This is a genomic window from Methanoregula sp. (genome assembly GCF_023227875.1).
GTDB lineage: Archaea > Halobacteriota > Methanomicrobia > Methanomicrobiales > Methanospirillaceae > Methanoregula.
Genome location: NZ_JALOCH010000006.1, coordinates 139,830 through 164,341 on the forward strand (window position 1 = coordinate 139,830; position 24,512 = coordinate 164,341).

Consider the following 24,512-nt stretch of genomic DNA (forward strand, 5'->3'; position numbering starts at 1 on the left):
AATTTGGCCGGACTCAATAGTAATAGCTGATCATATCCTGCTTGGCCTCTTTCTTTTTCCGGTCAAGGAACGCAAAGACGTTTTCGTGGGGAACCCCTTCGATCAGCATGTCGATAGCCGCCCGTGCGGTTTTCATTTGCTCAGGATACCCGATGAGGGCAATGGTCTTGCCGAAAACGGATATCTCAACATCGGTCATGTCTTCAATCTGTTCACGGGCACGCCCGTCTTTGCCGATGATCCTTCCTCTCAGACGGTCCAGTTGCCGGGGGTTGTCGGCCATGCCGCCAAGATCGATCACGTCGAGAAGGAGGTCTTCATCCTCGATCATCTCAAATGCCCGTTCAGGTGAGAACCCCCGGTTGATGGCATTGATGATCTCCACTGCCCTGAGGAGAGAGATGGTGTTCTCTTCTGTCGCCTCCACCTTGACGAGCCCCTCCTTACTGTCGATGGTGATGGTCGTGTGAGTCCTGGTCTCAAGCTCCCTTTTGGTGGCACCGGCCTTACCAATCAGTACACCAATCCTGCTTCCAGAAATTTTAACTTCCTGCATCATGTTATATCTCCCCTTGGTATTTCGTGCTAATTCGTTATTTCACTCGAGGACCCGTGTCACGGCTTTGCCTCATTCAGCCCGGTCACGGCATTGAAAACATCGATGTCGTCACGCACATCGCAGCGGTTCCTGAAAAACCGGTTGATGTTCCTGATATCCCTCATGAGGAACGGGAGCGCACGGGGATGATCGCGGGTGACGGACTGTCCCATATCTATGAGATATGGTTGGTCGCAGTATAATATATTGAACTCGCTCAGGTCTGCATGCACCAGCTCGGCTTTCTTATAGAGGATGTTGATCGTACTCATGATCTTGGCGTATGTTTCTGCGGGTTCTTCCAGTTCAACATTGCGCAGCTGAGGGTAGGGAATCTCTCCCTCACCAAGGAAGGACATGATCAGGATGTTCCGGTCCCAGACCAGAGGCTCAGGAACCGCAATCCCGGCATCCCGGGCCCGGACAAGGTTGGAGAACTCCTTTTTCGTCCAGGCAAAGATCAGCTCCTTTTTTGCCTTCTTGACATGGGAGAAGCGCCGGTCACCCACGATATAAGAGCTCATTGTGGTGAAATTGGCAGTCCGGATCCGGTAGATCTTGATGGCAACACCGACGCCGTCCCGTTCCGCGTAGAAGACATTGGCCTCTTTACCGGTGCTGATCGAACCGCCCAGAACGGAGAACCATTTCTTGTGCACCAGTTTGTAGAGTGCGAGGAGGGTAACATCATCAAAGACATCCTCCCGCACCTTGAAATTGTTGGCATCCTTGATGCGGATACCCATCTCCTCAAGCCGCTGATCGAACCGGTCCAGTTCTTTATCAATGTTGGTTTCCTTTTTCACGCAGTGCCACCAGGAATTCAGGGATAATCCGGCAGGTTACCGGATGTAATCGCGGACGGGGGCAAGAATCTCGATAAGACCCTCACCACAGGCCTTCTTGAGATCCATCGGGTGAACCTCACTTTTACCATATGCAGCTTCCAGCTCAGCATAGCTGGCAAACACCCGGTCGCCTCCGAACTTCTCCGGTCTCCTGATGGTTATCTCCGGTAGCCGGGGGAAGACGTGGTGCTGGAAGATCTGGAGAATGGGGTTCTCCGCAATCTCGGGAGGACAAAATGCTTTCTGGCATTTCTTCCGGATCTCATCTTCTGTGTCAGCCACAGAGATATAATTGCCTTGTGATGAGGACATCTTCTTCCCGTCGAGCCCGTTTAAGATCGGCGTATGGATGCAGACCGGTGCCTTGTACCCGAAGTGGATCAGGTGCTCGCGGGCGAGCATATGGATCTTCCGCTGGTCGATGCCACCGACCGCGGCATCGGCGCCCAGAAGAGCGATATCGGCCATCTGCATGATCGGGTACACCATTTGTGAGACCGTCGGGTTGTCCATCTGCCGCCCGACCTCGTCCATGCTCCGCGTTGCCCGGTTCAGGGTGATCTCCTGCGCAAGCCGGAGCACCAGCAGCTGGTATTCCCGGTCAAGCTGGAATTCTGATCCCAGGACATACTTCACGTTCTTGAGACCAAGCCCCTCGAAGCAGCGCTTGTTGTACTCGGCAAGTTCCCCGACCTTCTCCATGGTCCCTTTCCGGTTCAGGAAGGCATGGAGATCGGCAAGAAGTACGGTTACCTCAAAACCGGCAGCCTGGAGATCTACCAGTTTGTTGATCGTGACGAGATGGCCGAGATGGATCTCGCCGCTCGGTTCGTAACCGGCATATACCCGTTTTGTGGGCTGTAAAAGAAGCGCCCGGAGATCGTCATCGGTGACGATTTCGACAGTGTTCCGGGTAACACGCTCGTATGCGTCCATCAAAAAATATGGGTGATGCCGGGAGTTAATGGTTATTCTGGATAGTTTTGAAATTGAGTGCGGCGTTCGTTGCGGCGATGGATTTGGCTGCATCCTTTTCGTTGCCCATCATGGCACGGATCGCGTCAACATTCTCGACAACAACATCGGCCTCCTGGTGGATGGCCTGGAAGAAGCAGAGCTCATTCTTGTTTGCGTAGATTGAATCCTCGAAGATGCAGTTCTCCCAGAGATCGGAACGTGGACGGCCGAGGTCCATGGCAAATTCCTTGAGTTCGGCGGTGCTCTTGAGACCTGCACTCTTCTTGATGAGCCCGAGGCGGGGGTGCTTGTTAATGAGTTCGAGGACCCGTTCCTGGGAGACAGGTTTTTTCGTAGTCATCTGGATTGCATGCATGTGCATCATGGTCGTTGGCACGATCATCGCCATCGTGGTGATGGAGATGTGGGGCAGCACGGAGAGAACATCCGGGCCGTGGTGGCTTGGAACCGTGACCGGATCGAGAACAATGGCATCGATGGGCCCCTTCTTGATCTCGCCCGGGTCGGACCCGCGGCGGACCATAATGGCGTGGACGTGGGTGACCCCGAACTCCTTGTCGATCTCATTGATGATCCGGCAGAGACCGGTGGTGTTACAGGAGACCACCCGGACAAACTGCCGCCCGATGGCATCCTTGTAGTTGCAGGACGAGTTGAAGGAGAACCCGGCCAGTTCGTGCTCCTCGCCACCCTGCCAGAGCGCCTTCTTGCCGAGTTTCTCGTACATCGCCTTGTTCGTGGCCCCGACTTTTCCGGGGGTCCCATCCACCACGACATCTGCTGCCTTGCACATGTCCTCAACACTGCCGGCAACCGTCAGGCCGACCTTCTCGAATGCCGCTTTCTTCGAGATATCAGCGATATACAGCGGGTATCCCCGCTGCTTTGCAACAAAGGCCTCCGCGTTCGGGCGCGTCTTGGAGACACCGATCACTTTCATGTCTTTCTGAGCAGCCACCGCATCGGCGACGCGTTTGCCGATGGTCCCGTACCCGTTAATGGCAACCTTGATCATACAATCGTACATTGCGCCGGAATGGAAAAAGCTATGCGAAATGTTTGCATTGCCCGAAAGGTAAAAAATGCAGGATGTGCACCCATGAAAATCATCTCACTCCAAAGAATGGTTGATGGGGGTCGTATAGGTACACTTCTCCGGCCCGGATCCTGGGAGGTGATATGATTTTACGTCATAAATTTTTAATCCTGACCTTCAGTCGCGGACTGCAAAAACACAAATGTACCCGTGCGACCCCCCTCAGCTGTTCTTGATCTTGAGCTAAAAGGTATAAATTTCACGTCATAAAATGTAAACTGGCGTGATGTTGAAGGGTGGGGGGGTCGCGTGGGTACAGAAAAATTTTCCCGTGCGATGGGATACAGCACCACCCATCTCGGATTTTTCCGGTGAACTTCTTCGCGGGAACACGGAAGATTACCCTAAAATACACGAAACAATCCCGCTTTTTTAACCGGCAAAATCCGGTGGTTTGATCCTTACGCGGGAATTATTCCCTGGCTTTTCCCATGGAACGCAACAACGGTGGGTTAACCATTCGGGTAATTTTCATGGTTCAGGTATGAACCTTCGTTCATGTGCGTTTCTCCAGAACAGAAAAAGAAAAAATTTGCATGGACTCAGATGAATAGCGCCTGGTACTTGACAACTTCCGTGCTGTCCTTTGCCGAGGCGTAGAGTTCGAGCGGCTCCCTGTTCACCTCAAGGAACCGGATCCCCCAGTTCACTTTCGAGAGCAGCTCGCCCGCCCGCTCCTGTTCGCCCATGATATAAAGTGCCGCTGCAACCGCTTCAACCGAGGTAAGTTTGCAGGGCTTGCCGAAATTGACGGGATTTGCGGCCATCAGGAAGGGGAGCGCCCTGCGTATCCGCCACGAGCTGATCGCACCGGTGTCGAGCACCTCCCACGAGCAGTCCAGTACGGTAAGGGATTTCACGTACCGGTCTGCGGGAGAGAGTGCCTGCTCGGCCGTGGGATCAAGAATAAGGGTATTGCGCGGGATCTGTGACAGGATCTTGAAAATTTTGAGAAAACCGGCCCGCTCAAGCTTCTTGACCGTACATTTACAGGGATCGCAGCTGTTGTCCCGAAAGGCGTACAGGGGGATCATTGATCATCTGTGCGTGCACACACTAAAATAATGTACGTGCTGTGCAGCCCTTGTATACTCAACCCGGCCCTCCGGGCGGAGGGCATTACCAGACCCTCGGATCTCGATGCATTTGACCGCACGAAAGCCCGGTGCAAGGCGTTCGGGATCGAAATGGTCCCCCTGCCGTGCCCTGAGACGCTCTTCCTGGGACCCACCCGGAAGCCGGGCATGTTCCTTGAACGGCTGGACACCCCGGCATTCTCCCGGCTGCTGGAGACCCTGGAAGATGCGGTATGCAAGGTTATCTCTGAACGGGGACCTCCGCTCTGCATGATCGGGGTCAATTCTTCACCAACGTGCGGTGTCACAACAACATATTACGGGAGCCGGGGGGACGAATCTCCCAAACGGCCAGGACGGGGAGTGTTTCTCTCACGCTTCCCCCGGGTCCCTGCAATGGATACGATCACGTTCTCCCGGTACAGAGTGTACCTTGCAGCACCACTCTTCTCTGAGGCGGAACGCTCCTATAACTCCCTCCTTGCAGGACTCATGAGGAAGAACCTGTTTGAGGTCTACCTGCCGCAGGATGCCGGTGACGATTCAGCGGTCAGAGGGAAAAGCGAGCACAAACGGCTCTTCTCGAAGAACAAAAAGGTCCTTGAACAGGCAGATATCGTTGTCTCAATCATTGATGGTGCCGATGCTGATTCCGGCACGGCCTGGGAGATGGGATATGCCTATGCGCTGGGTAAACCGGTTTTTTCTCTTCGGACCGATTTCCGCTGCGTGGGAACCTCAGAGAAGGTCAACCTGATGCTCGAACAATCTTCAAGGGTCGTCACTTCCACAGACGACCTGATTGACGCCATGGGATCCCCGTTGTTACTGCAACATGATCGATAATGATGGTTGAAAAGAAGACCTGAAAAATCCTCGGAAACGCTGAAGCGATAAACTATATTGGACGTGTTACGCAATAGTACTGAGTTGCTATGGCGAAAAAGCGCGAGGGCCGGAAAGACCGGAAGAATACAACCGGGGTGGTTGTCTGTGATTTGGATGGGGACTATACCAGCCCTGTCCTCTCCTGTAAGGACATCACACCCGCCCATGTGAAGTCCATGGTCATGAACAGCCGGTATGTGCAGATCCTCCTCTCTCTCACGCTTATCGGCGCTATCCTGCGTTTTTTCAACCTGGGATTCAATTCTCTCTGGCTTGACGAGGCCTCGACATACACCTTTGCAAAGATGTCGATCCCTGAGATCTGGCAGGCAACCGCAGCCGGGGAGTTCAACCCCCCGCTCTTCTACTGGATTGAGCACATCATGCTCTTCTTCGGGAATAACGAGGTCATTTTAAGATTCGTCCCGGCCCTTTTTGGCGTTCTGACCATCCCCCTCGTATATTATGTGGGAAAGGAGTTCGCTGACAGGAATGTGGGGATTATTGCTGCAGCGATCTGCACGTTCTCACCATTTCTTATCCAGTACTCCCAGGAGGCAAGGGCATACTCCATGGGGCTTTTCTTTATCGCGTTTGCCATGGTCTTTTTCTTAAAAGCGATCAAGAGCGATAACCTGACCCACTGGATCCTCTTTGGTCTCATGTCCGCCCTCGCATTCTGGTCTCATTTCTATACGCTCGTGATCATCGGGACCCTGTTCCTGTATGCCCTTGCCGTTAAAATCCCTGAGGTCATGAAAGATATCAGGGCATTCAAACCAATTGTCGGGGCGGGAGCGGTGTTTGCCATCGTCTGCCTGCCGCTGCTCCTTGCCACGATCCAGCTCTTTGCAAAAAGGACTGCCGGAGGTCCGACGTTCGGGATCCAGGGACTGGGCATCATCCCCGAAACATTCTGGCAGTTATCCGGGTTTTCAATATGGGTAATGTACCTGTTCCTGTTCCTGTTTGTGATTGGGATTGTCCAGGCATTTCTCCTTGACAGGAACAAGGGAATCCTTCTCGTTGTCCTGATGTTCCTCCCCTTTGTGATCAGCTGGTTCCTCTCGTACCGGATCCCGATGGTGCCCCGGTATCTCATTATCCTTGCCCCGGTATTTTTTATCGGGATCGCTCTTGCCTACAAACCCGTTTATTCCTTTATTAACAACCGCGGGGTTGTGTACGGGTTCATGGCTGTGCTGGTCCTGCTCAGTGTCGCCACGCCGTTTTATATGAGTTATTATTCGGGATACTCCAAGGAGGACTGGCGGGGTTTTTCAGGGCAGATCAACCAGATCACCCGGCCGGGAGATTTCATTGTCCTCGTTCCCGGATATATGGCCCAGCCGTTTGACTATTATTACTCCAATTCTTCCGGGCAGACATTTGAATATGGGGCATCAACGGCAGACCAGCTGGCAGCGATTGCATCATCCGGGGCCAACAATACCGTTTATTACGTGGTTACCGCCGATATCAGCTCGGCAGACCCTTCCGGCAATGCAGTCAAATGGCTTGAAGAACACACAAAAGGGGTAGAAACAACCCCCGGCATTTACCTGTTCACATCGGGCTAAAGGAAATCCCTCATCCATCATGTACGACCTGACGGTTATCATTCCCACGTTCAAAGAAGAGGCGAATATCCGGAATATTATCACTGAAGTGGACGCGGTTTTTCAGAAGAACACCCTGAACGGAGAAATTCTTGTCGTGGATGACGACTCGCCGGATAATACGATTGTCATCGTCAACGAACTGAAAAAGACGATGGCGAACGTCGACCTGTTGGTACGGACAACGGATCACGGGCTCTCGCAATCCGTTGCTGACGGATTTCTCCATGCGTCCTCAGATGTTTTTGTTGTCATTGATGCGGATATGTCCCATCCCCCGGCTCTGATCCCGAAGATGTACGAAGAGATCAGGGCAGGTTGCGATGTCGTCATTGGAAGCCGGTACATGGAGGGTGGCGGGATAAAAAAATGGCCCCTGAAACGAAGGATAATATCCTTAGGGGCAACGTTCCTGGGCCGGCTCCTCTTCCCCGACATCACCGACCCGGTGAGCGGCTTCTTCGCCGTCAGGAGGAGTGTTGTGGCAGAGGCGAAACTCAAGCCCCGGGGATACAAGATCCTCCTTGAAGTGCTGGGGAAGGGCACGTGGGAGAATGACAAGGAGATACCGTTCGAGTTCAGTGACCGGGAGATCGGGACAAGCAAGCTGAAGATCAGGACGATCATCGAGTATGCCGAGCAGGTTGCCGACATCACCCTGTACTCATTCACCCATCACCAGAGCGCTGCCTGGCGGGAATGGAAGAAAGTGTTCAAGTTCGGCATTGTGGGGATTTCCGGCATTATTGTGAATCTTGGAATCCTGTTTCTCCTTGTTGAATATACCTGTCTTAACGAATATACTGACAATTTTATTGCAATTGCTATTGCAGGTGCTGTTGCAATAGAAATTTCTATCCTGAATAATTTTATCTGGAATGATCTCTGGACGTTCCATTCTCAGGAGAACAGGAAATATTCCAGCAGGTGGCACCGCCTGGTTGCATTCAATATCGTTTCAGCCGGAGGTGCTGCAATCAACTGGGGGGTTTTACTGATACTGACTGGCAGTTTTGGATTCTATTATATGGCCGCCCAGTTTATCGGGACACTCATCGGGTTTATCTGGAATTTTACAGTAAACCGCCGGTTCACGTGGGGAAGGACCAGCGAATAACCTGTAGAAATATATTTTTACTAACCTCTTCAACGAATATTCGATGGATCTCATCGGATCGATAAAAAAAAGGACAAATGATCTCACACACTCTCATTTGATCTATTATGTATTTCCCGTTCTGCTGATCGCAATCCTCTATTATTCGGTATTCAGTTCACCATCGGCATATATTGGCGAATGGCACGATATCATCTCCAACTCCCTGCAGTATACGCAGTTTGAGACAAATCTGTTCTCGCAGTGGAACAACCTCTGGTCCGGCGGGTTCCCCACCACGGCAAGCCCCGGATCCGACAAATACTATATCCTCACGTTCCCTTTCTACCTCGTCTTTCACGACCTGACCATCGTGAACATCGTTATCCTGCTCCATATCCTGATAGCGTATTTTGCCTTCTTCAAGCTCGGTTCACTGGTCTGTAAAAATTACGATCTCCTGACAATCTTCTCCCTGATCTTTGCGTTTTCCGGTATGATCCTTGCGAGGATCGATACCGGTCATCACCTCATCCTTTACGGGCTGGTCTGGATCCCTCTCCTGTTTTATTTCTTCCTGAAGATCATGGTGTTCGACCGCCCCACGATCCTGAATGTGATCGGGCTCTCGGTCGTCTCCATGCTGGTTTATTTTACCGGGAACATCTACCACTTCGTCTTTGCCTATCTCATCATCCTTGTCTTTTTCCTCTATTACGTTGTGCAGGGAAAAGTCTCCCGGAAAATTCTGGTATTTTTATTTCTGTCAGTTTTATTGACAACGCTCCTTGCTGCGATAAAAGCAGTTCCGGACCTGATTGTATCGAATTCTCTTGTCAGGATCGATCCGATCAATCCATTTGAGGGAGGTGGGTCCATTGGTACTGACCTGGCGGCCTTTATTTTCGGGACGGCAACCTCTCCCAGATTCTCTGTTGAGGAAACCTGTATCCTCATTGGAGTACTTCCCCTCCTCCTGATGATTCTTGCCTGGGTATATGGTAAAAGGGAGATTGCGATACCCTCTTTTTTTGCAATGCTCTTCGCCATGATTTGGTCAGACGGGGGAAATAACCTGCTCTCGTTTATTCACCTGTTCCCGATTGTCAGTGGATTCAGGGTCCCCGGACGGATTTTCGGTGCATTGTTGCCCATTGTGCTCCTGATGGCGCTCTATGGAGCCTGGATTGTTTTCAATAAATTGAAATCCGGCGAATCGTTCCTCTTGTCCCAGGACCAGCGACGATCTGTTCGGATCGGTGTCGGTCTCGTGGCCCTCGTCTTTTTCTGTGAACTGCCCTATTTCAGCCTCCCCTCGTCCGAGTCCATCATCTCCGTCATTCTTATTGGTGCCTTTATCCTCCTCCTCTATCTCCAGAAAGCGACAATTAAGAATCTCCTGTATTTTTTTATCTTCGCACTTGCCCTGAATCTCCTTATTCTTGTCATGCTGAATGCGGCAACAATTACCGATGACGTAATCAAGCTCCTCATTATCGGGGGTCTCCTCTTCGCCTTTTTTTTCATCACCAGGAGAAAATACCAGAAAAATCCCCGTTGCCATGCATTCTATTGCCTTCTTGTACTCGGGATTTTTGTGATGATGGCCGGTTCAATCTCCTTCGTGAACACATACACCCCCCCGTTTGATAACAGTCCGGCAATTGACGTAATATCGGCAATCAATAAATCCGGGTCAGAAAATCCCCAGGTATGGGTTTATGAGAACGGCTGGGCGTTTCAGCACATGGATTTCACCTATTGGGATGTCATGAATGGTCTTCATCCTGCAAGCCTGTATCTCCCGTACTACCTCGATACGGCAATCCCGGTTGCCATTGGCATCGGAAACGTGACATATTACACATCTGATTATCTGGTTGATACCGCGTATCTTGAGAACGGAAACGAGAATCTTCCCGAAGTGACATTCAAGGTCAATAATATCTCAGTATTCAAGCCGGATCATGTTCTGCCGAATGCATTTGTTGTCAGGAATGAACAGCTGATTCCTGCCACGATTGAAAAATTCACTCCTGATGAAGTGACACTTTCCGGGCAGTTCCGGACCGGGGATGTTGCAGGTCTGAAGACCTCCTATTACCCGGGATGGATGATGAACGGGCAGGACACATCGAATAGCGGAAATCTGGTCAGTGTACGGATACCTTCGGAGACATCATCAGTCACCTTCAGATACGATCCTCTCGATGTAAAATTCGGTGCGCTTTTAAGTGGAATTGGACTCCTTCTTGTAATTGTGATTATCATGAAGCGCAGGAACATTGAACTTTATCTTGATAAGACCGGCAGGACACCTGTTCAGGATTCGGAGAGAAAAAAGAAGAAACGATAATCAAGAACGGGACGTCCCGGTTTTGAGGGGAGCACGCGACCATTTCCCGATTCCGAATCATTTTTCCTGACATGGGTCTGCTGTTAAAAAATCCTCATATTCTCAGCCAACCAACTATCAGGTATCATGTCCAACCTCACGGTCGCGGTCCTCGCCCCCCCGGATTATGCCAGGGATCTGGGAAAGAAGGGGACAACGAGCGACATCACCTTCTATAACCTGAAGAAAGGCGAAGCAACGGTCACCTTCATCGAACCGACACGGTACCCGGAAAAATTATCCTCGCTGTTCTACGCGGTCTCCCTGTCGGATCGTATCATCCTTGTCGTCGACGAGATCAATGCCACGTTCGGCGAGTGCGTGCTGATGCTCCAGTCAGCCGGCAAAGCCGATGGCTGGCTCATCCTCAAGAACTACATCTCCCCGGACCAGATCGCCCCGTTGATCAAGGGCACAGTACTTGAACATTACGAGGTCCTCGAAGAGGACATGGTTGGTCTCCGGGAGAAGATGCTCGAGATCTCGACAAAACAGACCGCCCACCAGAAAGCCCATGAGACTGCGGGAAAGGGAGTCGTGCCGGTTGACGCCCACTTCAATGTGAAAGGGGTCGGGGTCGTTGTCCTCGGCTCCGTTGCGCAGGGAAGCATCAAAAAGCATGATACCATGAAGGTCCTCCCCACCGGAAAGACCGCACAGATCCGCTCCATCCAGAAGCACGATGACGATGCCGAAACAGCGGTGACCGGAGACCGTGTCGGCCTTGCCCTGAAAAATATCGAATCCGAAGACCTCGACCGCGGCTTTGTCCTCACCACCGACCCTGCAATCCTGCACGCCACGACCATCTCCGGGAAAGCCCGGCTGGTAAAGTACTGGCCCGCCCCGCTCAAGGAGGGCATGGTGCTCTATGCCGGGCACTGGATGCAGTTCCTTCCCACCCGGCTCGAAAAGACCGTGGTCGAGGGAGACTGGCGGATGCCGGTCCTGACCCTCACCATGGAAAAAGCGCTCGTGTATCTCCCCGGTTCGCGCGTCGTGCTCCACTACCTGGAAGGCGGTAAGCTCCGGGTTGTCGGGTCGATGATCATACAATAACCCGTCCTTTTTTACCCGTCCCCGGTGTTGCCATGCCCGCCCAACACCACACCTTATCTTTTGGAACGTGCATCAGTACTGCGAGAAATCATGCTGGAAGGTATTTTTGGAGCGATTGTTCCATGGATTATCCCGGGTATCATCGTCCTCGTCATCATTGGACTGATCTTCTGGATTGTCGGTATCTATAACAGGTTTGTCAGCCTGAAGAACTCATCCGAGGCCACGCTCGGGCAGATCCGGGTCGCGATGAAGAAGCGGCTCGACATGATCGACCAGCTCCTCGGCTCTGTCAAGAGCTATGCAAAGTTCGAGAAGGAGACCCTTGAGCGGGTCACCGCGATGCGGGCGAGCGTTGCTACCGCGGGTCCCGGCGACCTCAACAAGGTTGAGGCAGAGTCCCGCTCCATCTTCGGCAGGCTGCTTGCGGTGGCGGAGAATTATCCCGACCTCAAGACCTCGACCACGGTCACAAGCCTCATGGACTCGGTCAAGACCCTTGAGGACGAGATCGCCCGCCAGCGCTATACGTTCAACAACATCTCGCAGGAATTCAATACCATGGTGGATACGATCCCCTCGAACTTCGTTGCCAGGATGATGCACCTTGTCAAGCTCGAGTACCTCCAGTTCGAGGACGCGATCAAGACCCCGCCGAAGATCGAGTTCTAAAAGGTAATTCCCGTGGGCGAAACACGACAACTGGCTTGGGTGGTGGGGGCAGGTCTCATCATCGGGTTTGCCACCCTCCTCCTCCCCGTAATTGGCCCCCTTTTTGACGGAAGCCTCACTGCCAGTTCCTACGAAGCAGTCCTCCAGGAAGACGGGACGCTCTCCGAACAGTACGTCTATAATGTCGGGAACAGCGGGGAGTACCGTATGCTCTACCACACCTGGGAGGTACCGCTTACACTGAACACCAGTACAGAGCCGTATATCCGGCTGGTGTCGATGACCCCTCCCTCCGGCACGGTTGGTTACATCCGGGACAGTACCGGCACGGTCACCGTCTATGGCCCGTCCGCCACCGGGTCATCCCGCAGCAGTATCGGCAAGCTTGCCGAATACAATGAAGTGGGGATCTACAACCCGTCATACTACGATGCAGGGGAGTATACCGCTCAATATGCATACACGATCCACCCCCCGCTTGAATATGATGCGACAACTACGCATCTCAACCTGAAATTTGCCGGCGAGACGCATATCCCGTACAGCAGCGTGATGATCACGGTCCCTGCAACGGGGATCGACCAGGTGTATGCCTATCCCCCCTCACTGCACACCGAAAAGGCGGGGGACCGGTATGTCATCACCGGCAGCCTTGCGGCAAACGAGATCCTTGCAGTCGAGATGCTCGGGACGCCTGAGGCATTCAGCCGGTTCCCGGGGTTCCGGACTGCGGTGGATGATGTGAGGGATAAAACCGCGTCGGCGGCGTTCTGGTACGACCTTCCCTACTATGCTGCGGACCTGCTGAATCTCCTCGGGAAGATCGCAGTCATCCTTGTCCCGTTCCTCCTCCTCGTTATTTACTACCGGTACGGCAGGGAGAAGGAGTTCACGGTACCGGCGTACCTGAGCACGATGCCCGCCACGAAGCTTCTGCCCTGGCAGGTGAACCTGCTCTTCGCCAGGGATGCACTGGATTTTGATAAAGACGGGTACTATGCCACCCTGCTCGATCTCCACCGGAGGAAAGTGATTGCCATCCGCGAGAAAGAGGACGGTAAGAGTATCGAAATACGAGTCCTCTCCCGGCAGGTGAGCGATCCTTACGAGCAGCGGGTCATCGCCTTCATTGGCATGCTCTCGGAAAACGGCGTGCTGGACACCGGTCAGATCGATGCGCTGGCAAAGAAGGCGCAGACCCTCAGCAGTGCCGAGGAGACCACCCTCCGGTACCAGCGTTCGCTCACCGATGTCACAAGCAGGGTGGATACCGCGATCTCCGGCCAGTATATCGTTGACGGCAGGGACCACCTGGTCCTGCCCCTTCTGGCCAGCATCGTATTCCTCGGGGTCACCCTCATCCTCCTCTTCGTCGCACCGATGGTGAGTTATATTACCGGCCCGGCCCTCGTGATGTGGATCGTTGTGCTGGTGCAGGTCGCCATCGCCTTTGCCGCCCCGTCCACTCTCTTCGGGCACTGGAAGGACGACCGCTACCGGGAGAAACTCGAATGGGATGCATTCGCTCATTTCCTCTCGGATATGGCGATGATCCAGAAATATGCCCCCGCGGACCTCTCCATGTGGGGCGACTGGCTCATCTACGGGACGGCCCTCGGGGTTGGTGAAACGGTGGAGAAAGCCATGCAGTCCCTCAACATTCAGATTGCGGATACCGGTCTGCCCGTTGGGGCGATGGGGATGAACCATGCCTTTGTCCCGCTGATGGTCTTTACGCCACCCAGCCACGGCGGTTCCGGCAGCGGAGGGTTTGGCGGCGGTGGCGGCTTTGGCGGGGGAGGAGGCTTCGGTGGCGGCGGTGCCGGTGGACGCTGAGCCGGGAAACACCCGCCAGCCCTCCCGCAAACTTCGTGTCGTCTCCGGTAACGGGGGCAAATCCTGCCCGGAACGGGTCACAGGAGATATAAACCCGCACAAACCATATGAGTACCAGAGGGAAATCTGATCGTATGCAATATACGGAAGGTCAGCTCGGCAGGGTCTTTGTCGTGAGGATCGATGACGGGGAGGACATGCTCGTCTCGCTCCGCCAGTTTATCAGCGACAAGGGTGTAAAGGCCGGTTCGGTTGTCTTCCTTGGTGCCCTGAAGGAGGGGCGGATGGTCACCGGCCCGGAAGAACCGGTCATCCCCCCGGTCCCCCATTTTGTGATGTTTGAAGGCGGATGGGAAGTGTTCGGCGTGGGCACGATCTATCCCGGCGAGGATGGTCCGGAGATCCATTACCATGCCTCGGTAGGCCGGGCCGGCCATGCCCTGACCGGCTGCCTGCGGGAGAAGGCGGTCACCTACCTCATTGTCGAGGCGGTCATCTACGAGATCACCGGGCTCTCTGCCCGCCGGGAATTCGATGAGAAGACCCGGCTCCACCTCCCTGTCCTCGGGGGCCAGGATAAACCGGATCACGGCGCACCTGAGGGAGCAGGCGAGAAGGAGGGCCCGGTTGCCGGTGGTGAGACCGATGAAGAAGAACATGAAATACCCGAAGGTCTCGCCGATATGATCCGCGACCTGACCCGGCGACCGCCGATGTAACCAACCGGCGTGCCACTCACTCATACTGATAACCAGACCCGTCGTTCTATGATCCGCCAGCCCCCGTTCCTCCCGGTATCGCGTGAAGAAGGGGAGCGGCTGGGTATCGACCGGTTCGATATCATCCTCATCACCGGGGATGCCTACGTGGACCACCCCTCATTTGGGACTGCCCTCATCGGCAGGGTCCTGTGGGATGCCGGCTTTTCTGTTGGTATCATCTCCCAGCCGGACTGGAAGAGCGGATCGGACTTTTCCCGGCTCGGAGCGCCCCGGCTCTTTTTTGGCATATCGTCCGGTAATGTCGACTCGATGGTGAACAACCTCACCCCGAACCTGAAGAGGAGGAGCGACGATGTCTACTCTCCCGGATCCGTCCCGAAACGTCCCGACCGTGCCGTGATCGTGTACGCCAACAAGGTCCGGGAACTTTTCCCCGGCACCCCCGTTGTCCTCGGGGGCATCGAGGCCAGCCTCCGGCGGTTCGCCCACTATGATTACTGGCAGGACCGGGTGCGGCAGGCGATCCTTGCCGATGCCCCGGCGAGTCTTCTTGCCTTTGGCATGGCCGAGACGCAGATGGTGGAGATTGCCTGCCGGCTCCGTGCAGGAGAACCGGTTTCATCGTTGCGGGATATCCGCGGGACCGCTTACACCATGGAACTCGCGGAATGGCGCAGCCAGCGGCCACCGGGCATTGTTGAGATCCCTGGTTTTTCTGACGTGTCGCAGGACAAGGCCGCTTATGCCCGGGCGTTCGCCCTCCACTATTACGAGCAGGACCCGGTCCGCGGGAAACCCGTTGCCCAGCTGCACCCAAAGACGGTCGTCATCCAGAACCCGCCCGCCCGGCCGCTGACCACGGAAGAGCTCGACCTTATCTATGAACTGCCGTTCTCCCGCGAGGCGCACCCGGCTTACAAACAGCCGGTACCCGCACTCGAACCGGTCAGGTTCTCGGTGACCAGCCACCGTGGCTGTTTTGGCGGCTGCTCGTTCTGCGCCCTTACCCACCACCAGGGCCGGATCATCCAGGGCAGGAGCCCGGGATCGATTGTCCGGGAGGTGACGCGGATGACGACGATGCCGCATTTCAGGGGCATCGTGCACGATGTGGGGGGTCCGACGGCAAACATGTACGGTCTCTCCTGCGATCTCTGGGAGAAGACCGGGGCCTGCCGGGACAAGCACTGCAGCCCGGCCTGTAGGACCCTGCACACCAGCCACCGCGCCCAGTGCGATCTCCTCACGGCGCTCCGGAATATTCCCGGTATCCGAAAAGTCTTCATCGGTTCCGGCATCCGGTATGACCTTGTCATGGCAGACCAGAGCGGGTACCTGGAACTGATCTGCGACCACCACGTCTCCGGCCACCTGAAGATCGCCCCGGAGCATATCGCAAAAAACGTTACCGGCATCATGAACAAACCCCCGCAGGATGTCCTTGACCGGTTCCGCGAACAGTTCTCCTCCCTGCAGACAGGCAAACAAAAGAAACAGTACCTGCTGCCTTACTTTATGTCCGGTCACCCGGGCTGCACGATTGCGGATATGGTCCAGCTTGCGGAATATATCCGGGACAACAACCTGTACACCGAGCAGGTCCAGGACTTCACGCCGACACCCATGAGTGTCTCGACCTGCATGTTTTACACCGGGCTCAACCCGTTCACGATGGAACCGGTACACGTGGCAAAGGGGCGCGAGAAGCAGGTCCAGCGTGCCCTGCTCCAGTACCGCGAACCGCGGAACCGTACGCTGGTGATTGAAGGGCTGGAGGCAGTTAACCGAAAGGACCTGATCGGCAGCGGGGCCCGGTGCCTGGTACACTCCGGTCCCGGGAATACCTACGGGTCCTTTGGAAAATTACGGGGATCAAAAAAATAAGCACCACTACCAGAAAACCCTGTCCTGGTGTGCAGGTCTGAATAAAAAACGGAAGTGCCGGTTCACGTCCGGCCGTACTCGTCATCGAACCGGACAATGTCGTCTTCTTCAAGGTAATCCCCGAGTTGCACCTCGATCACTTCAAGGGGGATCTGGCCGGGGTTCTTCAGCCGGTGCATCGCCCCGCTGTGGACATACGTGCTCTCGCCTTTCCGCAGGAACCGTGTCTCCCCGTTCAGCTCGACCTCCGCGGTACCGCTGACCACGACCCAGTGCTCGCTCCGGTGGTGATGGAGCTGGAGGGAGAGTTTCTCGCCGGGTTTCACGGTTACCCGCTTGATCTTGTAGGTTGCCCCGCCTTCAAGGACCGTGTAGGAGCCCCACGGGCGGTGGACCTGGCGGTGGAACCGGGTCACCGGGTCATTGTCGGCGTTATACCGGTTCACCAGGTGTTTGACCTGCTCGGTCTCGCGGTTATTGCAGACCAGGAGGGCGTCCGCGGTGTCCACGACAATGAGATCGCTGACACCGATAAGGCCGACGTGTTTCCCGGGGGCATGCACGTAATTGTTCCGGGATGAGAGGTATTCCGCGTCCCCGACATTACCTTCCCCGTCATGGGATTCCGTGTCGTAGAGTGCCCGGAACGTCCCGAGGTCGTTCCATTCCGCGTCCAGCGGCACGACCGCGACCTTCTCCGAGTGCTCCAGCAGGCCATAATCGATCGAGATCGCGTCAAGGGCCGGATAATCCGGGTCGCGGTTTCCCTTCAGTGCGGCATACATCGCCGGCTGGTATTTTTTGAGTTCCGCAAAGAAACAGTCCACGGAGAGGAGGAAGATCCCGCTGTTCCAGAGATATCCCCGGCGGACATACCCTTTTGCAGTTTTCTCGTCCGGCTTCTCTTTGAATTCCTCAACAACCGAGCCGACAGCAATCTTCCTGCCCGGCCGGATATACCCGTACCCGGTATGGGGCGATGTGGGTTTTACCCCGAAGGTTACGAGATAGTCCTTTGCAATGGGCTCAGCGGCACAGATCTGGTCGAGCGCATCATCCCCGAGGACATGGTCGCTCGGGAATACCACGGCCGTTGCATGCCGATCGGTCTTCCTGATCCTCTGCATTGCCCACCCGATGGCAGGCAGGGTATTTTTTCCCTCGGGCTCTACGAGGAGATGTGATTCGTCAAGGGTGTACCCGAGTTCATCGATCTGGTTGCGGACAAGGTACCGGTGGATCTCGTTTGTGACAATGTAAATGCCATCCTGTCCTGAGAGAAGGATCGCCCGCTCGTACGTCTGCTGGAACAGGGAATGGCCGTCGAGCTGGAGGAACTGTTTGGGATAATATTCCCGCGAGAGCGGCCAGAGCCGCGTTCCGACACCGCCTGCGAGTATGATCGATCTCATTCAAAAACCTTCAGGAGCCCCGGCCCGGCACTGGTTTGCACCCCTCATCCGGGAATCGTCATATAAATCTCGTGGGATAGACCATTTATAGGATTCGATCCTGTGAACTGCCAGCGGAATAACAACCAATCCCGCTCATCGCGGCCCGGCAGCACTGCGCTGGTCGAAGAATTTCCGTAGCCATAACTCCGCACAGACAATCCTCCAGATCTCCGGCGAATAATCCGATTGTCCCTCGAGGAACGCGAGGTAATTCTCTATGACCGCATCCGCATCCCAGTACGGGCGGGCTTTGAAGGCGTCCGATGAGAGTACGTCCAGCACGAACGGGCGCAGGTCTTCCCGCATCCAGACCTCTTCAGGAGTGACAAAGCCCATCTTGTCCCCGCGGCAGCGTATGGATTCGGGCACGATCCCCCGGATCGCGTTACGGAGGGCGCACTTGGTGACCCCACCCCGGATTTTCTGGCCGAGGGGGAGGGATGCGACGTATTCCACGAACCGGTAATCGAGGAACGGGACTCTCGACTCGATCGAGAATGCCATCGCGTTACGGTCCTCGTAATGGAGGAGGGACGGCAGGTTGGTGGACATCAGTTCCCGGTACAGCACGCTGTCCAGGGTACCGTTGTACCGTTGTATCTGTTCCCCGGTACACTTCAGGAGGTTCCTGCGCTTTTTTCGTTCCCGCAGTTGCCGGGCTGCGGAACGGAAGAACCCCCCGTGGTGCCTCAGGCTGCCGGTGATCTCCCTGAGGGCGGTCCACCAGCGGAACGAACGGAGGAGCGTGCTGATGTAACTGCCCTGGTACGCGAGGTACCCGGCAAGGAGCTCGTCCGCCCCCTGCCCGTCCAGCACCACCTTCACGTGCTCCTGCGCGAGGCGCATGACACAAAACTGGGCATAGATCGAGAGCGACCCGAACGGCTCGTCCTGTATCCAGACCAGCCGGTCGATGTCCTCCCACAGTTTTTCCGGCGTGGGCTCGACCCGGTGGGCGTCGACCCCGGTTGCGGCGACGATCTCATCGATATACCGGCTCTCGTCGAACCGCTTGTCGGTAAAGACCGCGGAGAAGGTCTTCTGCCGGGTCCCGACACCGGCCGGCGCCTCGTCCCGGATAAGGTCGTTGATGAGCACCGTGAGCGTCGATGAATCGATACCTCCGGACAGGCAGGTCCCGACCGCGACATCGCTCCGGAGGTGGATACGGGTCGCATCGCGGAGGACCGCGAGGAGCCGGGATGCAGCCTCATCGTCCCTGGTACCGGAACGGACCGCAGGACTGACCGTCACATCCCAGTACCGGAATGGGGGCTCTGCACCGGCAGGGGTTACAATCATCGCATGGGCGGGCTCCAGCTGGAAGATCCCGTCGAACATCGTCCGGCCGGAGTGATCGAGCACGCCCCACGCGAGGTAGGTACCGAGTGTCCTGTCATCCGGGCGGGCCCCCGCGCCCGGGTGAGCAAGCAGGGCCTTGATCTCTGAGGCGAAGAGGAACGAGCTTCCCGCCTGCGTGTAATAGAACGGCTTGATGCCCAGGCGGTCCCGGGCACAGAAGAGCCGTTGCCGGCGGTCGTCCCAAAGGGCGAAGGCCCACATGCCGTTGAACCGGCCGAGGCACCCGGTGTCCCACTCCTCGTACGCGTGGAGGATCACTTCGGTATCGGAACGGGAATGGAACCGGTGGCCTGCCCTGACCAGCTCTTCGCGGAGCTCGACATAATTATAGATCTCGCCATTGAAGACCAGCCAGAGCGTACCGTCCTCATTGGTCATCGGCTGGAGGCCTTCATCGGTCAGGTCGATGATAGCAAGCCGGCGGTGCACAAGGCCGGTGCTCCCGCAGGTCCGGGCGCCCTCGCCATCGGGCCCGCGGTGGGTGAGCCGCTCTGACATCGCGGCAAGGAGCGTTGCATCCGGTGTCCTGCCATCAAGACAGTACTGGCCTGCGATCCCGCACATTATGGTAAATGTGGGTACCGGTGGTTAATAGTCCTGAGGGTCATCAGGGTCGAAGAAGAGAAGAGCCGCAGGCTCTTCGAATCAGTCGGAGTGTTAAAAAACCGCATACTGAAATATGATCGCGTATAAGGTCTGTCAGGTATAAAGATCACCGGGAGAGTGCGATGACTACCGAGACCCGCGAACTGAAGCCGGAGGAATTTGGTCTTGCAGAAAAGCTCTGGGTAGAATACCGGGGCCAGAAAGCGGACAAGGAACATGAGCGGATATTCGGTGTCTTCGATGACGGCACCCTTGCGACAACGGCCCGGTGCACCCGCCACCCTGACGGCCTGGAGATGGACTGCGTCTTTGCGTCTGAAAAGTACCGGGGGAAAGGGTATGCGAAGATGGCGGTCGGGCTGCTCCTGCAGGTATGCGGATGGGAGCAGATTTTTATTCACTCGACGCTGGTCCTGATCCCCTTTTACAAGAGAATGGGATTCGTGCCGATCCCCGAGGACAAACTCCCCCGGACAATCCGGGAACGATTCCTCTTCTGTTTCGGGGAGATGCAGGGATGTAATGTCTGCCCGATGACAAGGGTTTGACCGGCTGGAGCCGCTGTTGGTCAGGTTTTTTTCCACCAGGATCAGACAACACCTGCATATTAAAAGGGGGGATTCAGAGATGGATGTCATTGAACCCTTCTTCCTTTTTTCGGGACAGCATATTACTATCCACACTCTACCATATGATGAAGGGTTATAAGCGATTTCTCGCTCAAAGCTCTACACGTTCATAAAAACAAGCAGTGGCGTGATCATTAAAAATGCCGATCAGGGATCCCCGGGGCCTTGGCTCCTCCAGCGTCCCTCTCGTGCGTCCCCCACCTGTATATGTGCCTGTCCGAAAATGGGTACGGTATGAAAGAGGCGCCATCGGCACACCGGTCCGCATACGATCCGCGAACAGATCATAATCCTTTTTTTATCGTCCGGGATATATTCAGCAATGAAGGGAAGGGTCCTGTTCGCCATACTTTTGATCTTCTCGCTGCTGTATCTCTTCCACGCACTGCTCCCGCCCAATATCGAGATGAACGGGTATGTTGTTGAACCGGTACCTCCCGGCACGGACCCTGCCACCCTTGGGGAACCCGTGGAAATGGAACAGGTCGAGTTCTGGGACCTGCCCCCCAAGATTATGCTGATGTCCATTATTCCGGCCATCCCGTTCATTAAATTTCCCGCAGAGTTGATATTCGCCGCAAGTATCTGCCTGTTTTTTGGTTTCCGGATCATTGCCCGGCACAATATCTTTGACAGTGCGGTCCGGAAACGGGTGTATACCTGTATCCGGGAGAATCCCGGGATATCTTTCATGGCACTTGCCCGGGACACGGAGATAAAACCGGGGACCCTCCGCTATCACCTGGCCCTCATGAAGATGACCGGAAAGATCACCCTGCTGGAGACATACGGTCATACGCGGTACTTTGAGAATTCCGGGAAATATCCGGAACTTGAACAGAAGATCCTGAAATACTTAAAGAAGCCCACAGAGCGGACCATCTTCGATCTCATCCTCAAAAATCCGTGTGTGTCCCGGAAGGACCTCGAAGAGCAGCTGGGAATATCCGGGTCTTCGGTTACCTGGCACATGAACCGGCTCGCCAATGACGGGCTCATCACGGTCGATAAGATCGGGAAGAGTTCGCAGTACGTGATCGAACCGGAAGCGGCGGGGTACCTGAAGAAATATCTCGCGCCCCCTCACGAGGAGATCCCACATCCGGTTCCTGACTGCGGGTAAAGAGGAGCCGGAACTCCTGAAAGCAACCTCTCTTAAAAAAACAGATTTACGGCAGGATGCCGGATGAAAAAAGCAGGCCGGCGACAATCCCTGCCACCACCAGCATCAGGAAAATCCGGGCCCAGAACCTCAGGCCACAGATCCCTGTCGGGTCAGGGTCCCGCGGGTGTACCAGCGTATCGATATAATCCCGTACACACGGGCGGCCGCATTCCGGGCAGGTCGCATGGAATACCTTATCCTTGTACCCGCAGTGCGGACACATTATGGGAGGTTTCAGGCACATGGTATCTCCGGTTTTCTCCCGTGTTGTCATGTTGAGGTGTCGGTACTACCCTGTACCACGGCGTCCGGTGACGGGAAAAGGTTCAGGGAAGGAATACCTGCAATCGCTTTCCCGAGGGTGATCGTATATTCAAAGCTCTGGGCATTCTTTGGCATGACGGAGAGCTGCCATGCGCCGGGCCTGCCCTCGGCCGTATAGGTAACGATATACTGGGTGTTCACTTCCTGATAGGTCCCTTCCTGAGAAGCTGCGCTGAGGAGCTGGTCGCTGCTGAGGCTGACGGTACCTTTGATGACCTTCTGGACCGGACTGATCGGGACGATCCCCTCCGGCCCGGTGAGCGTGGTTTCAAACGAGGGTTCCCGGACCGTAGCCGCGGTAAGAGGGTTAGCGTATCCCGAGTACCCTGAAGTGAGTTCAATCGAGATGGGTTCTGCAGCATCGAGGGTAAATTTCCTGACGTAGGGTTCCGGGGGTTGCCTCCAGATATTGAAGTTCATCGATACCCGGCCTTCTCCCTGCAGGAGCGACGGGTCATCGATACCGAGATCGATATAGCCGTTATAGTAGCCGGTCGCCGTTGCCGGCACGTTCATTACAACCTCCAGGGACCCGGTTGCACCCGGCGGGATGGATGAAGGGGCATTCAGCTTAAAGGCACTCCCGGTCAGCCCCGGCTCTACAGGGCCGTACGGCCCGTATGTCATGAAGCTGTCGCTGCTGATCTCCGGGTCAAGCTGGACCGTAGTGGTCCCGGTGTTTTTTATCTCTATGGGATACCTGTACTCCTTTCCTGCCTCAACCTGGTCAGATATATACATCGGTGAAATCTGGATCGCTGGGAGGGAAACAATATTCACATTAACGTTCATCTGGTGGATGTAGTTCGGGTACGGGGTTGGATATGCCGAGGGGTACTGCTCATCGGTGAATGCAATTATGGTACTTGATGAGCCCCGGGAAGCATCCGCGGGAGCTGCCACCTTCACCGTGAACTTTGTGCTCTCGCCTGCCGGAAGTTCGAAAGACTCCGGCGTAATCGTTATCCAGGAACTGTCAAGTGTATACGGCCCGTTATAGGGGAGGGTTTTGACCGCTGGCCGGAGGTCAGCGGCTTTGTTGTCCCGGTTCCTTACGGTTACTGTCATCTCTTTTGACTCGCCCGGCTTGAGGGCGAACTGCATGTACGTGGGATTGATCTCCAGTTTCGTGTAGTTGCCTGCCGTGTCAGAGCCAGCGGCCGGTGTGGGTGCCGGCAATGGAATTGCCTTCACCACCTGCATGGCCTGGCTGCTGTATGCTGGTTGCTCTTCTGCTGCGCCAGCTGCTGCAATGAGGAAGAAGAGCATCACGGCAGCAATAAGGAGGGTTGTGACAGTTCGGGTCATGGAATCTCTCTCGTATGTGGTTATCGGTCAGGGCTGTGGTAATAAACGATTTCTCGTTCAAAGCTCTACTGATGGCTCTGGTCAGCATCCGGCATTTCCTGCCGAAGAAAAGAGTCTTTAAAAAATGGGCAGGGGAGAGTCCCCCGCCCGGTGAAATCGCACCACATGGATTTCTCTAAAAGGTGGTTGTGCGGGAAATGGATTGAGAGATGTCGGTATTGTGACGGGCATCATGCATCCCTGTGAACATGACAAAAGAATATTGAAGCGAGAGAGCATAAATCTGAAAAGATATGAGTGGCAAAATAGAATCCCGCCGGCAAAAGTTGTTTCAAAGAGAGATGAAAAAGAAATTTGCTGAAACGACACCTCCCGACAATACAGTACGTGGAGTGTACGAATCCGCCCTACCTGTTCCTGCAACGGAGAACCGGGAGGTCAAGGTGATGCTTGCCGATATTATTTCCCGGCTCGACCGGATTGAAGAGAAGATCGACGAGAATGTCTATCCTCCTGAATCGGCAATCAAACCGGCGTTTGTCAAACGGATAAAAAAAGCCCAGGCCGATATCGCTAAAGGAAAAGGGAAGACGTACGAATCGATGGACGCTTTTATCAGGGCCATCTCTGAATGACGTACACGATTGTCGCGAATCCTGAGGTTGAGGCGACCTTTGGGAAGATGGCAAAGAAGGACGTTGCCCGGTTTGGGCAGATAATCAAAAAACTCCAGGAACTTGGCGAGAACCCGGCAATCGGTAAGCCGCTTCACCGGCCAATGCAGGGACTGCGGCGCGTGCATATCGGGCACTTTATCCTGACGTATAAATTTGAAAAGAAGAAAGGGCTGATTACTCTCGTGGATTATGCACACCACGATGAAGCGTATAGTTAGGG

Annotated in this window: 22 protein-coding genes; 13 read left to right on the forward strand and 9 right to left on the reverse strand. The window is 55.1% G+C overall.

Annotation, left to right across the window (positions count from 1 at the left end; translation table 11 throughout):
- Window positions 1-13: 13 nt before the first annotated feature.
- From M0R30_RS08205 to M0R30_RS08225, 5 genes are all read right to left on the reverse strand, one after another.
- Window positions 14-559 carry a KH domain-containing protein gene (locus M0R30_RS08205; RefSeq protein ID WP_292545729.1) on the reverse strand — a complete coding sequence of 182 codons (546 nt, stop codon included), beginning with the start codon at window positions 557-559 and terminating at the stop codon, window positions 14-16.
- A gap of 56 nt (window positions 560-615) precedes the next feature.
- A complete protein-coding gene (locus tag M0R30_RS08210) occupies window positions 616-1,344 on the reverse strand; it encodes a serine protein kinase RIO (protein ID WP_292545857.1) in 729 nt (242 codons plus the stop codon).
- Window positions 1,345-1,440: 96 nt separating this feature from the next.
- On the reverse strand, window positions 1,441-2,382 hold the full coding sequence (locus M0R30_RS08215; protein ID WP_292545731.1) for a tyrosine--tRNA ligase: 942 nt from the start codon (window positions 2,380-2,382) through the stop codon (window positions 1,441-1,443).
- A 25-nt stretch (window positions 2,383-2,407) separates the two neighbouring features.
- Complete coding sequence (locus M0R30_RS08220) at window positions 2,408-3,439, reverse strand: type II glyceraldehyde-3-phosphate dehydrogenase (RefSeq protein WP_292545733.1); 1,032 nt, start codon at window positions 3,437-3,439, stop codon at window positions 2,408-2,410.
- 623 nt (window positions 3,440-4,062) lie between these two features.
- On the reverse strand, window positions 4,063-4,554 hold the full coding sequence (locus M0R30_RS08225) for a DUF367 family protein (RefSeq protein ID WP_292545735.1): 492 nt from the start codon (window positions 4,552-4,554) through the stop codon (window positions 4,063-4,065).
- A gap of 30 nt (window positions 4,555-4,584) precedes the next feature.
- Here M0R30_RS08225 and M0R30_RS08230 point away from each other — a divergent pair, with 30 nt between their 5' ends.
- From M0R30_RS08230 to M0R30_RS08270, 9 genes are all read left to right on the forward strand, one after another.
- The gene (locus tag M0R30_RS08230; protein WP_292545738.1) at window positions 4,585-5,442 is read left to right on the forward strand and encodes a nucleoside 2-deoxyribosyltransferase; all 858 of its coding nucleotides are present in this window, start codon (window positions 4,585-4,587) and stop codon (window positions 5,440-5,442) included.
- 89 nt (window positions 5,443-5,531) lie between these two features.
- Window positions 5,532-7,064, forward strand: a complete 1,533-nt coding sequence (locus tag M0R30_RS08235; RefSeq protein WP_292545740.1) for a glycosyltransferase family 39 protein — start codon at window positions 5,532-5,534, stop codon at window positions 7,062-7,064.
- Window positions 7,065-7,083: 19 nt separating this feature from the next.
- On the forward strand, window positions 7,084-8,220 hold the full coding sequence (locus M0R30_RS08240) for a glycosyltransferase family 2 protein (protein ID WP_292545742.1): 1,137 nt from the start codon (window positions 7,084-7,086) through the stop codon (window positions 8,218-8,220).
- Between the two features lie 43 nt (window positions 8,221-8,263).
- Window positions 8,264-10,555: a hypothetical protein gene (locus M0R30_RS08245; protein ID WP_292545744.1), complete on the forward strand. Its 2,292-nt coding sequence runs from the start codon at window positions 8,264-8,266 to the stop codon at window positions 10,553-10,555.
- Between the two features lie 126 nt (window positions 10,556-10,681).
- Window positions 10,682-11,653, forward strand: coding sequence for an EF-Tu/IF-2/RF-3 family GTPase (locus M0R30_RS08250; RefSeq protein ID WP_292545746.1), 972 nt, complete (start codon window positions 10,682-10,684; stop codon window positions 11,651-11,653).
- Between the two features lie 90 nt (window positions 11,654-11,743).
- Complete coding sequence (locus M0R30_RS08255) at window positions 11,744-12,325, forward strand: LemA family protein (RefSeq protein WP_292545747.1); 582 nt, start codon at window positions 11,744-11,746, stop codon at window positions 12,323-12,325.
- 12 nt (window positions 12,326-12,337) lie between these two features.
- The gene (locus tag M0R30_RS08260; RefSeq protein ID WP_292545748.1) at window positions 12,338-14,161 is read left to right on the forward strand and encodes a DUF2207 domain-containing protein; all 1,824 of its coding nucleotides are present in this window, start codon (window positions 12,338-12,340) and stop codon (window positions 14,159-14,161) included.
- Between the two features lie 134 nt (window positions 14,162-14,295).
- On the forward strand, window positions 14,296-14,880 hold the full coding sequence (locus M0R30_RS08265) for a DUF296 domain-containing protein (protein ID WP_292545750.1): 585 nt from the start codon (window positions 14,296-14,298) through the stop codon (window positions 14,878-14,880).
- Window positions 14,881-14,928: 48 nt separating this feature from the next.
- On the forward strand, window positions 14,929-16,767 hold the full coding sequence (locus M0R30_RS08270; protein ID WP_292545752.1) for a YgiQ family radical SAM protein: 1,839 nt from the start codon (window positions 14,929-14,931) through the stop codon (window positions 16,765-16,767).
- Window positions 16,768-16,829: 62 nt separating this feature from the next.
- Here the strand turns inward: M0R30_RS08270 and M0R30_RS08275 are convergent, their stop codons facing one another.
- The gene (locus M0R30_RS08275) at window positions 16,830-18,179 is read right to left on the reverse strand and encodes a mannose-1-phosphate guanylyltransferase/mannose-6-phosphate isomerase (protein WP_292545754.1); all 1,350 of its coding nucleotides are present in this window, start codon (window positions 18,177-18,179) and stop codon (window positions 16,830-16,832) included.
- A 135-nt stretch (window positions 18,180-18,314) separates the two neighbouring features.
- Window positions 18,315-20,147 carry an asparagine synthase (glutamine-hydrolyzing) gene (asnB, locus tag M0R30_RS08280; RefSeq protein WP_292545756.1) on the reverse strand — a complete coding sequence of 611 codons (1,833 nt, stop codon included), beginning with the start codon at window positions 20,145-20,147 and terminating at the stop codon, window positions 18,315-18,317.
- A gap of 164 nt (window positions 20,148-20,311) precedes the next feature.
- Between asnB and M0R30_RS08285 the strand changes: the two genes are divergently transcribed.
- Both M0R30_RS08285 and M0R30_RS08290 read left to right on the forward strand, forming a co-directional pair.
- Complete coding sequence (locus tag M0R30_RS08285) at window positions 20,312-20,737, forward strand: GNAT family N-acetyltransferase (protein WP_292545758.1); 426 nt, start codon at window positions 20,312-20,314, stop codon at window positions 20,735-20,737.
- Window positions 20,738-21,140: 403 nt separating this feature from the next.
- Window positions 21,141-21,941 carry a winged helix-turn-helix transcriptional regulator gene (locus M0R30_RS08290; protein WP_292545760.1) on the forward strand — a complete coding sequence of 267 codons (801 nt, stop codon included), beginning with the start codon at window positions 21,141-21,143 and terminating at the stop codon, window positions 21,939-21,941.
- A gap of 46 nt (window positions 21,942-21,987) precedes the next feature.
- On the opposite strand, the gene M0R30_RS08295 is transcribed toward M0R30_RS08290, so the two are convergent.
- Window positions 21,988-22,227, reverse strand: a complete 240-nt coding sequence (locus tag M0R30_RS08295; protein WP_292545762.1) for a hypothetical protein — start codon at window positions 22,225-22,227, stop codon at window positions 21,988-21,990.
- Between the two features lie 26 nt (window positions 22,228-22,253).
- Window positions 22,254-23,615, reverse strand: coding sequence for a hypothetical protein (locus M0R30_RS08300; protein WP_292545764.1), 1,362 nt, complete (start codon window positions 23,613-23,615; stop codon window positions 22,254-22,256).
- 341 nt (window positions 23,616-23,956) lie between these two features.
- On the opposite strand from M0R30_RS08300, the gene M0R30_RS08305 reads away from it, so the two are divergent.
- Both M0R30_RS08305 and M0R30_RS08310 read left to right on the forward strand, forming a co-directional pair.
- Window positions 23,957-24,250 (forward strand): DUF2683 family protein, encoded by a 294-nt coding sequence (locus M0R30_RS08305; RefSeq protein WP_292545766.1) that lies wholly within the window; start codon window positions 23,957-23,959, stop codon window positions 24,248-24,250.
- The gene (locus M0R30_RS08310) at window positions 24,247-24,510 is read left to right on the forward strand and encodes a type II toxin-antitoxin system RelE/ParE family toxin (protein WP_292545768.1); all 264 of its coding nucleotides are present in this window, start codon (window positions 24,247-24,249) and stop codon (window positions 24,508-24,510) included. The genes M0R30_RS08305 and M0R30_RS08310 overlap by 4 nt, the downstream gene beginning before the upstream one ends.
- The last annotated feature ends 2 nt before the right edge of the window (window positions 24,511-24,512 follow it).

Coding starts and splice junctions, on each gene's coding strand:
- M0R30_RS08205 (WP_292545729.1), bottom strand. CDS start 559: ATGATGCAGGAAGTTAAAATTTCTGGAAGCAGGATTGGTGTACTGATT.
- M0R30_RS08210 (WP_292545857.1), bottom strand. CDS start 1,344: ATGGGTATCCGCATCAAGGATGCCAACAATTTCAAGGTGCGGGAGGAT.
- M0R30_RS08215 (WP_292545731.1), bottom strand. CDS start 2,382: ATGGACGCATACGAGCGTGTTACCCGGAACACTGTCGAAATCGTCACC.
- M0R30_RS08220 (WP_292545733.1), bottom strand. CDS start 3,439: ATGATCAAGGTTGCCATTAACGGGTACGGGACCATCGGCAAACGCGTC.
- M0R30_RS08225 (WP_292545735.1), bottom strand. CDS start 4,554: ATGATCCCCCTGTACGCCTTTCGGGACAACAGCTGCGATCCCTGTAAA.
- M0R30_RS08230 (WP_292545738.1), top strand. CDS start 4,585: ATGTACGTGCTGTGCAGCCCTTGTATACTCAACCCGGCCCTCCGGGCG.
- M0R30_RS08235 (WP_292545740.1), top strand. CDS start 5,532: ATGGCGAAAAAGCGCGAGGGCCGGAAAGACCGGAAGAATACAACCGGG.
- M0R30_RS08240 (WP_292545742.1), top strand. CDS start 7,084: ATGTACGACCTGACGGTTATCATTCCCACGTTCAAAGAAGAGGCGAAT.
- M0R30_RS08245 (WP_292545744.1), top strand. CDS start 8,264: ATGGATCTCATCGGATCGATAAAAAAAAGGACAAATGATCTCACACAC.
- M0R30_RS08250 (WP_292545746.1), top strand. CDS start 10,682: ATGTCCAACCTCACGGTCGCGGTCCTCGCCCCCCCGGATTATGCCAGG.
- M0R30_RS08255 (WP_292545747.1), top strand. CDS start 11,744: ATGCTGGAAGGTATTTTTGGAGCGATTGTTCCATGGATTATCCCGGGT.
- M0R30_RS08265 (WP_292545750.1), top strand. CDS start 14,296: ATGCAATATACGGAAGGTCAGCTCGGCAGGGTCTTTGTCGTGAGGATC.
- M0R30_RS08270 (WP_292545752.1), top strand. CDS start 14,929: ATGATCCGCCAGCCCCCGTTCCTCCCGGTATCGCGTGAAGAAGGGGAG.
- M0R30_RS08275 (WP_292545754.1), bottom strand. CDS start 18,179: ATGAGATCGATCATACTCGCAGGCGGTGTCGGAACGCGGCTCTGGCCG.
- asnB (WP_292545756.1), bottom strand. CDS start 20,147: ATGTGCGGGATCGCAGGCCAGTACTGTCTTGATGGCAGGACACCGGAT.
- M0R30_RS08285 (WP_292545758.1), top strand. CDS start 20,312: ATGACTACCGAGACCCGCGAACTGAAGCCGGAGGAATTTGGTCTTGCA.
- M0R30_RS08290 (WP_292545760.1), top strand. CDS start 21,141: ATGAAGGGAAGGGTCCTGTTCGCCATACTTTTGATCTTCTCGCTGCTG.
- M0R30_RS08295 (WP_292545762.1), bottom strand. CDS start 22,227: ATGTGCCTGAAACCTCCCATAATGTGTCCGCACTGCGGGTACAAGGAT.
- M0R30_RS08300 (WP_292545764.1), bottom strand. CDS start 23,615: ATGACCCGAACTGTCACAACCCTCCTTATTGCTGCCGTGATGCTCTTC.
- M0R30_RS08305 (WP_292545766.1), top strand. CDS start 23,957: ATGAAAAAGAAATTTGCTGAAACGACACCTCCCGACAATACAGTACGT.
- M0R30_RS08310 (WP_292545768.1), top strand. CDS start 24,247: ATGACGTACACGATTGTCGCGAATCCTGAGGTTGAGGCGACCTTTGGG.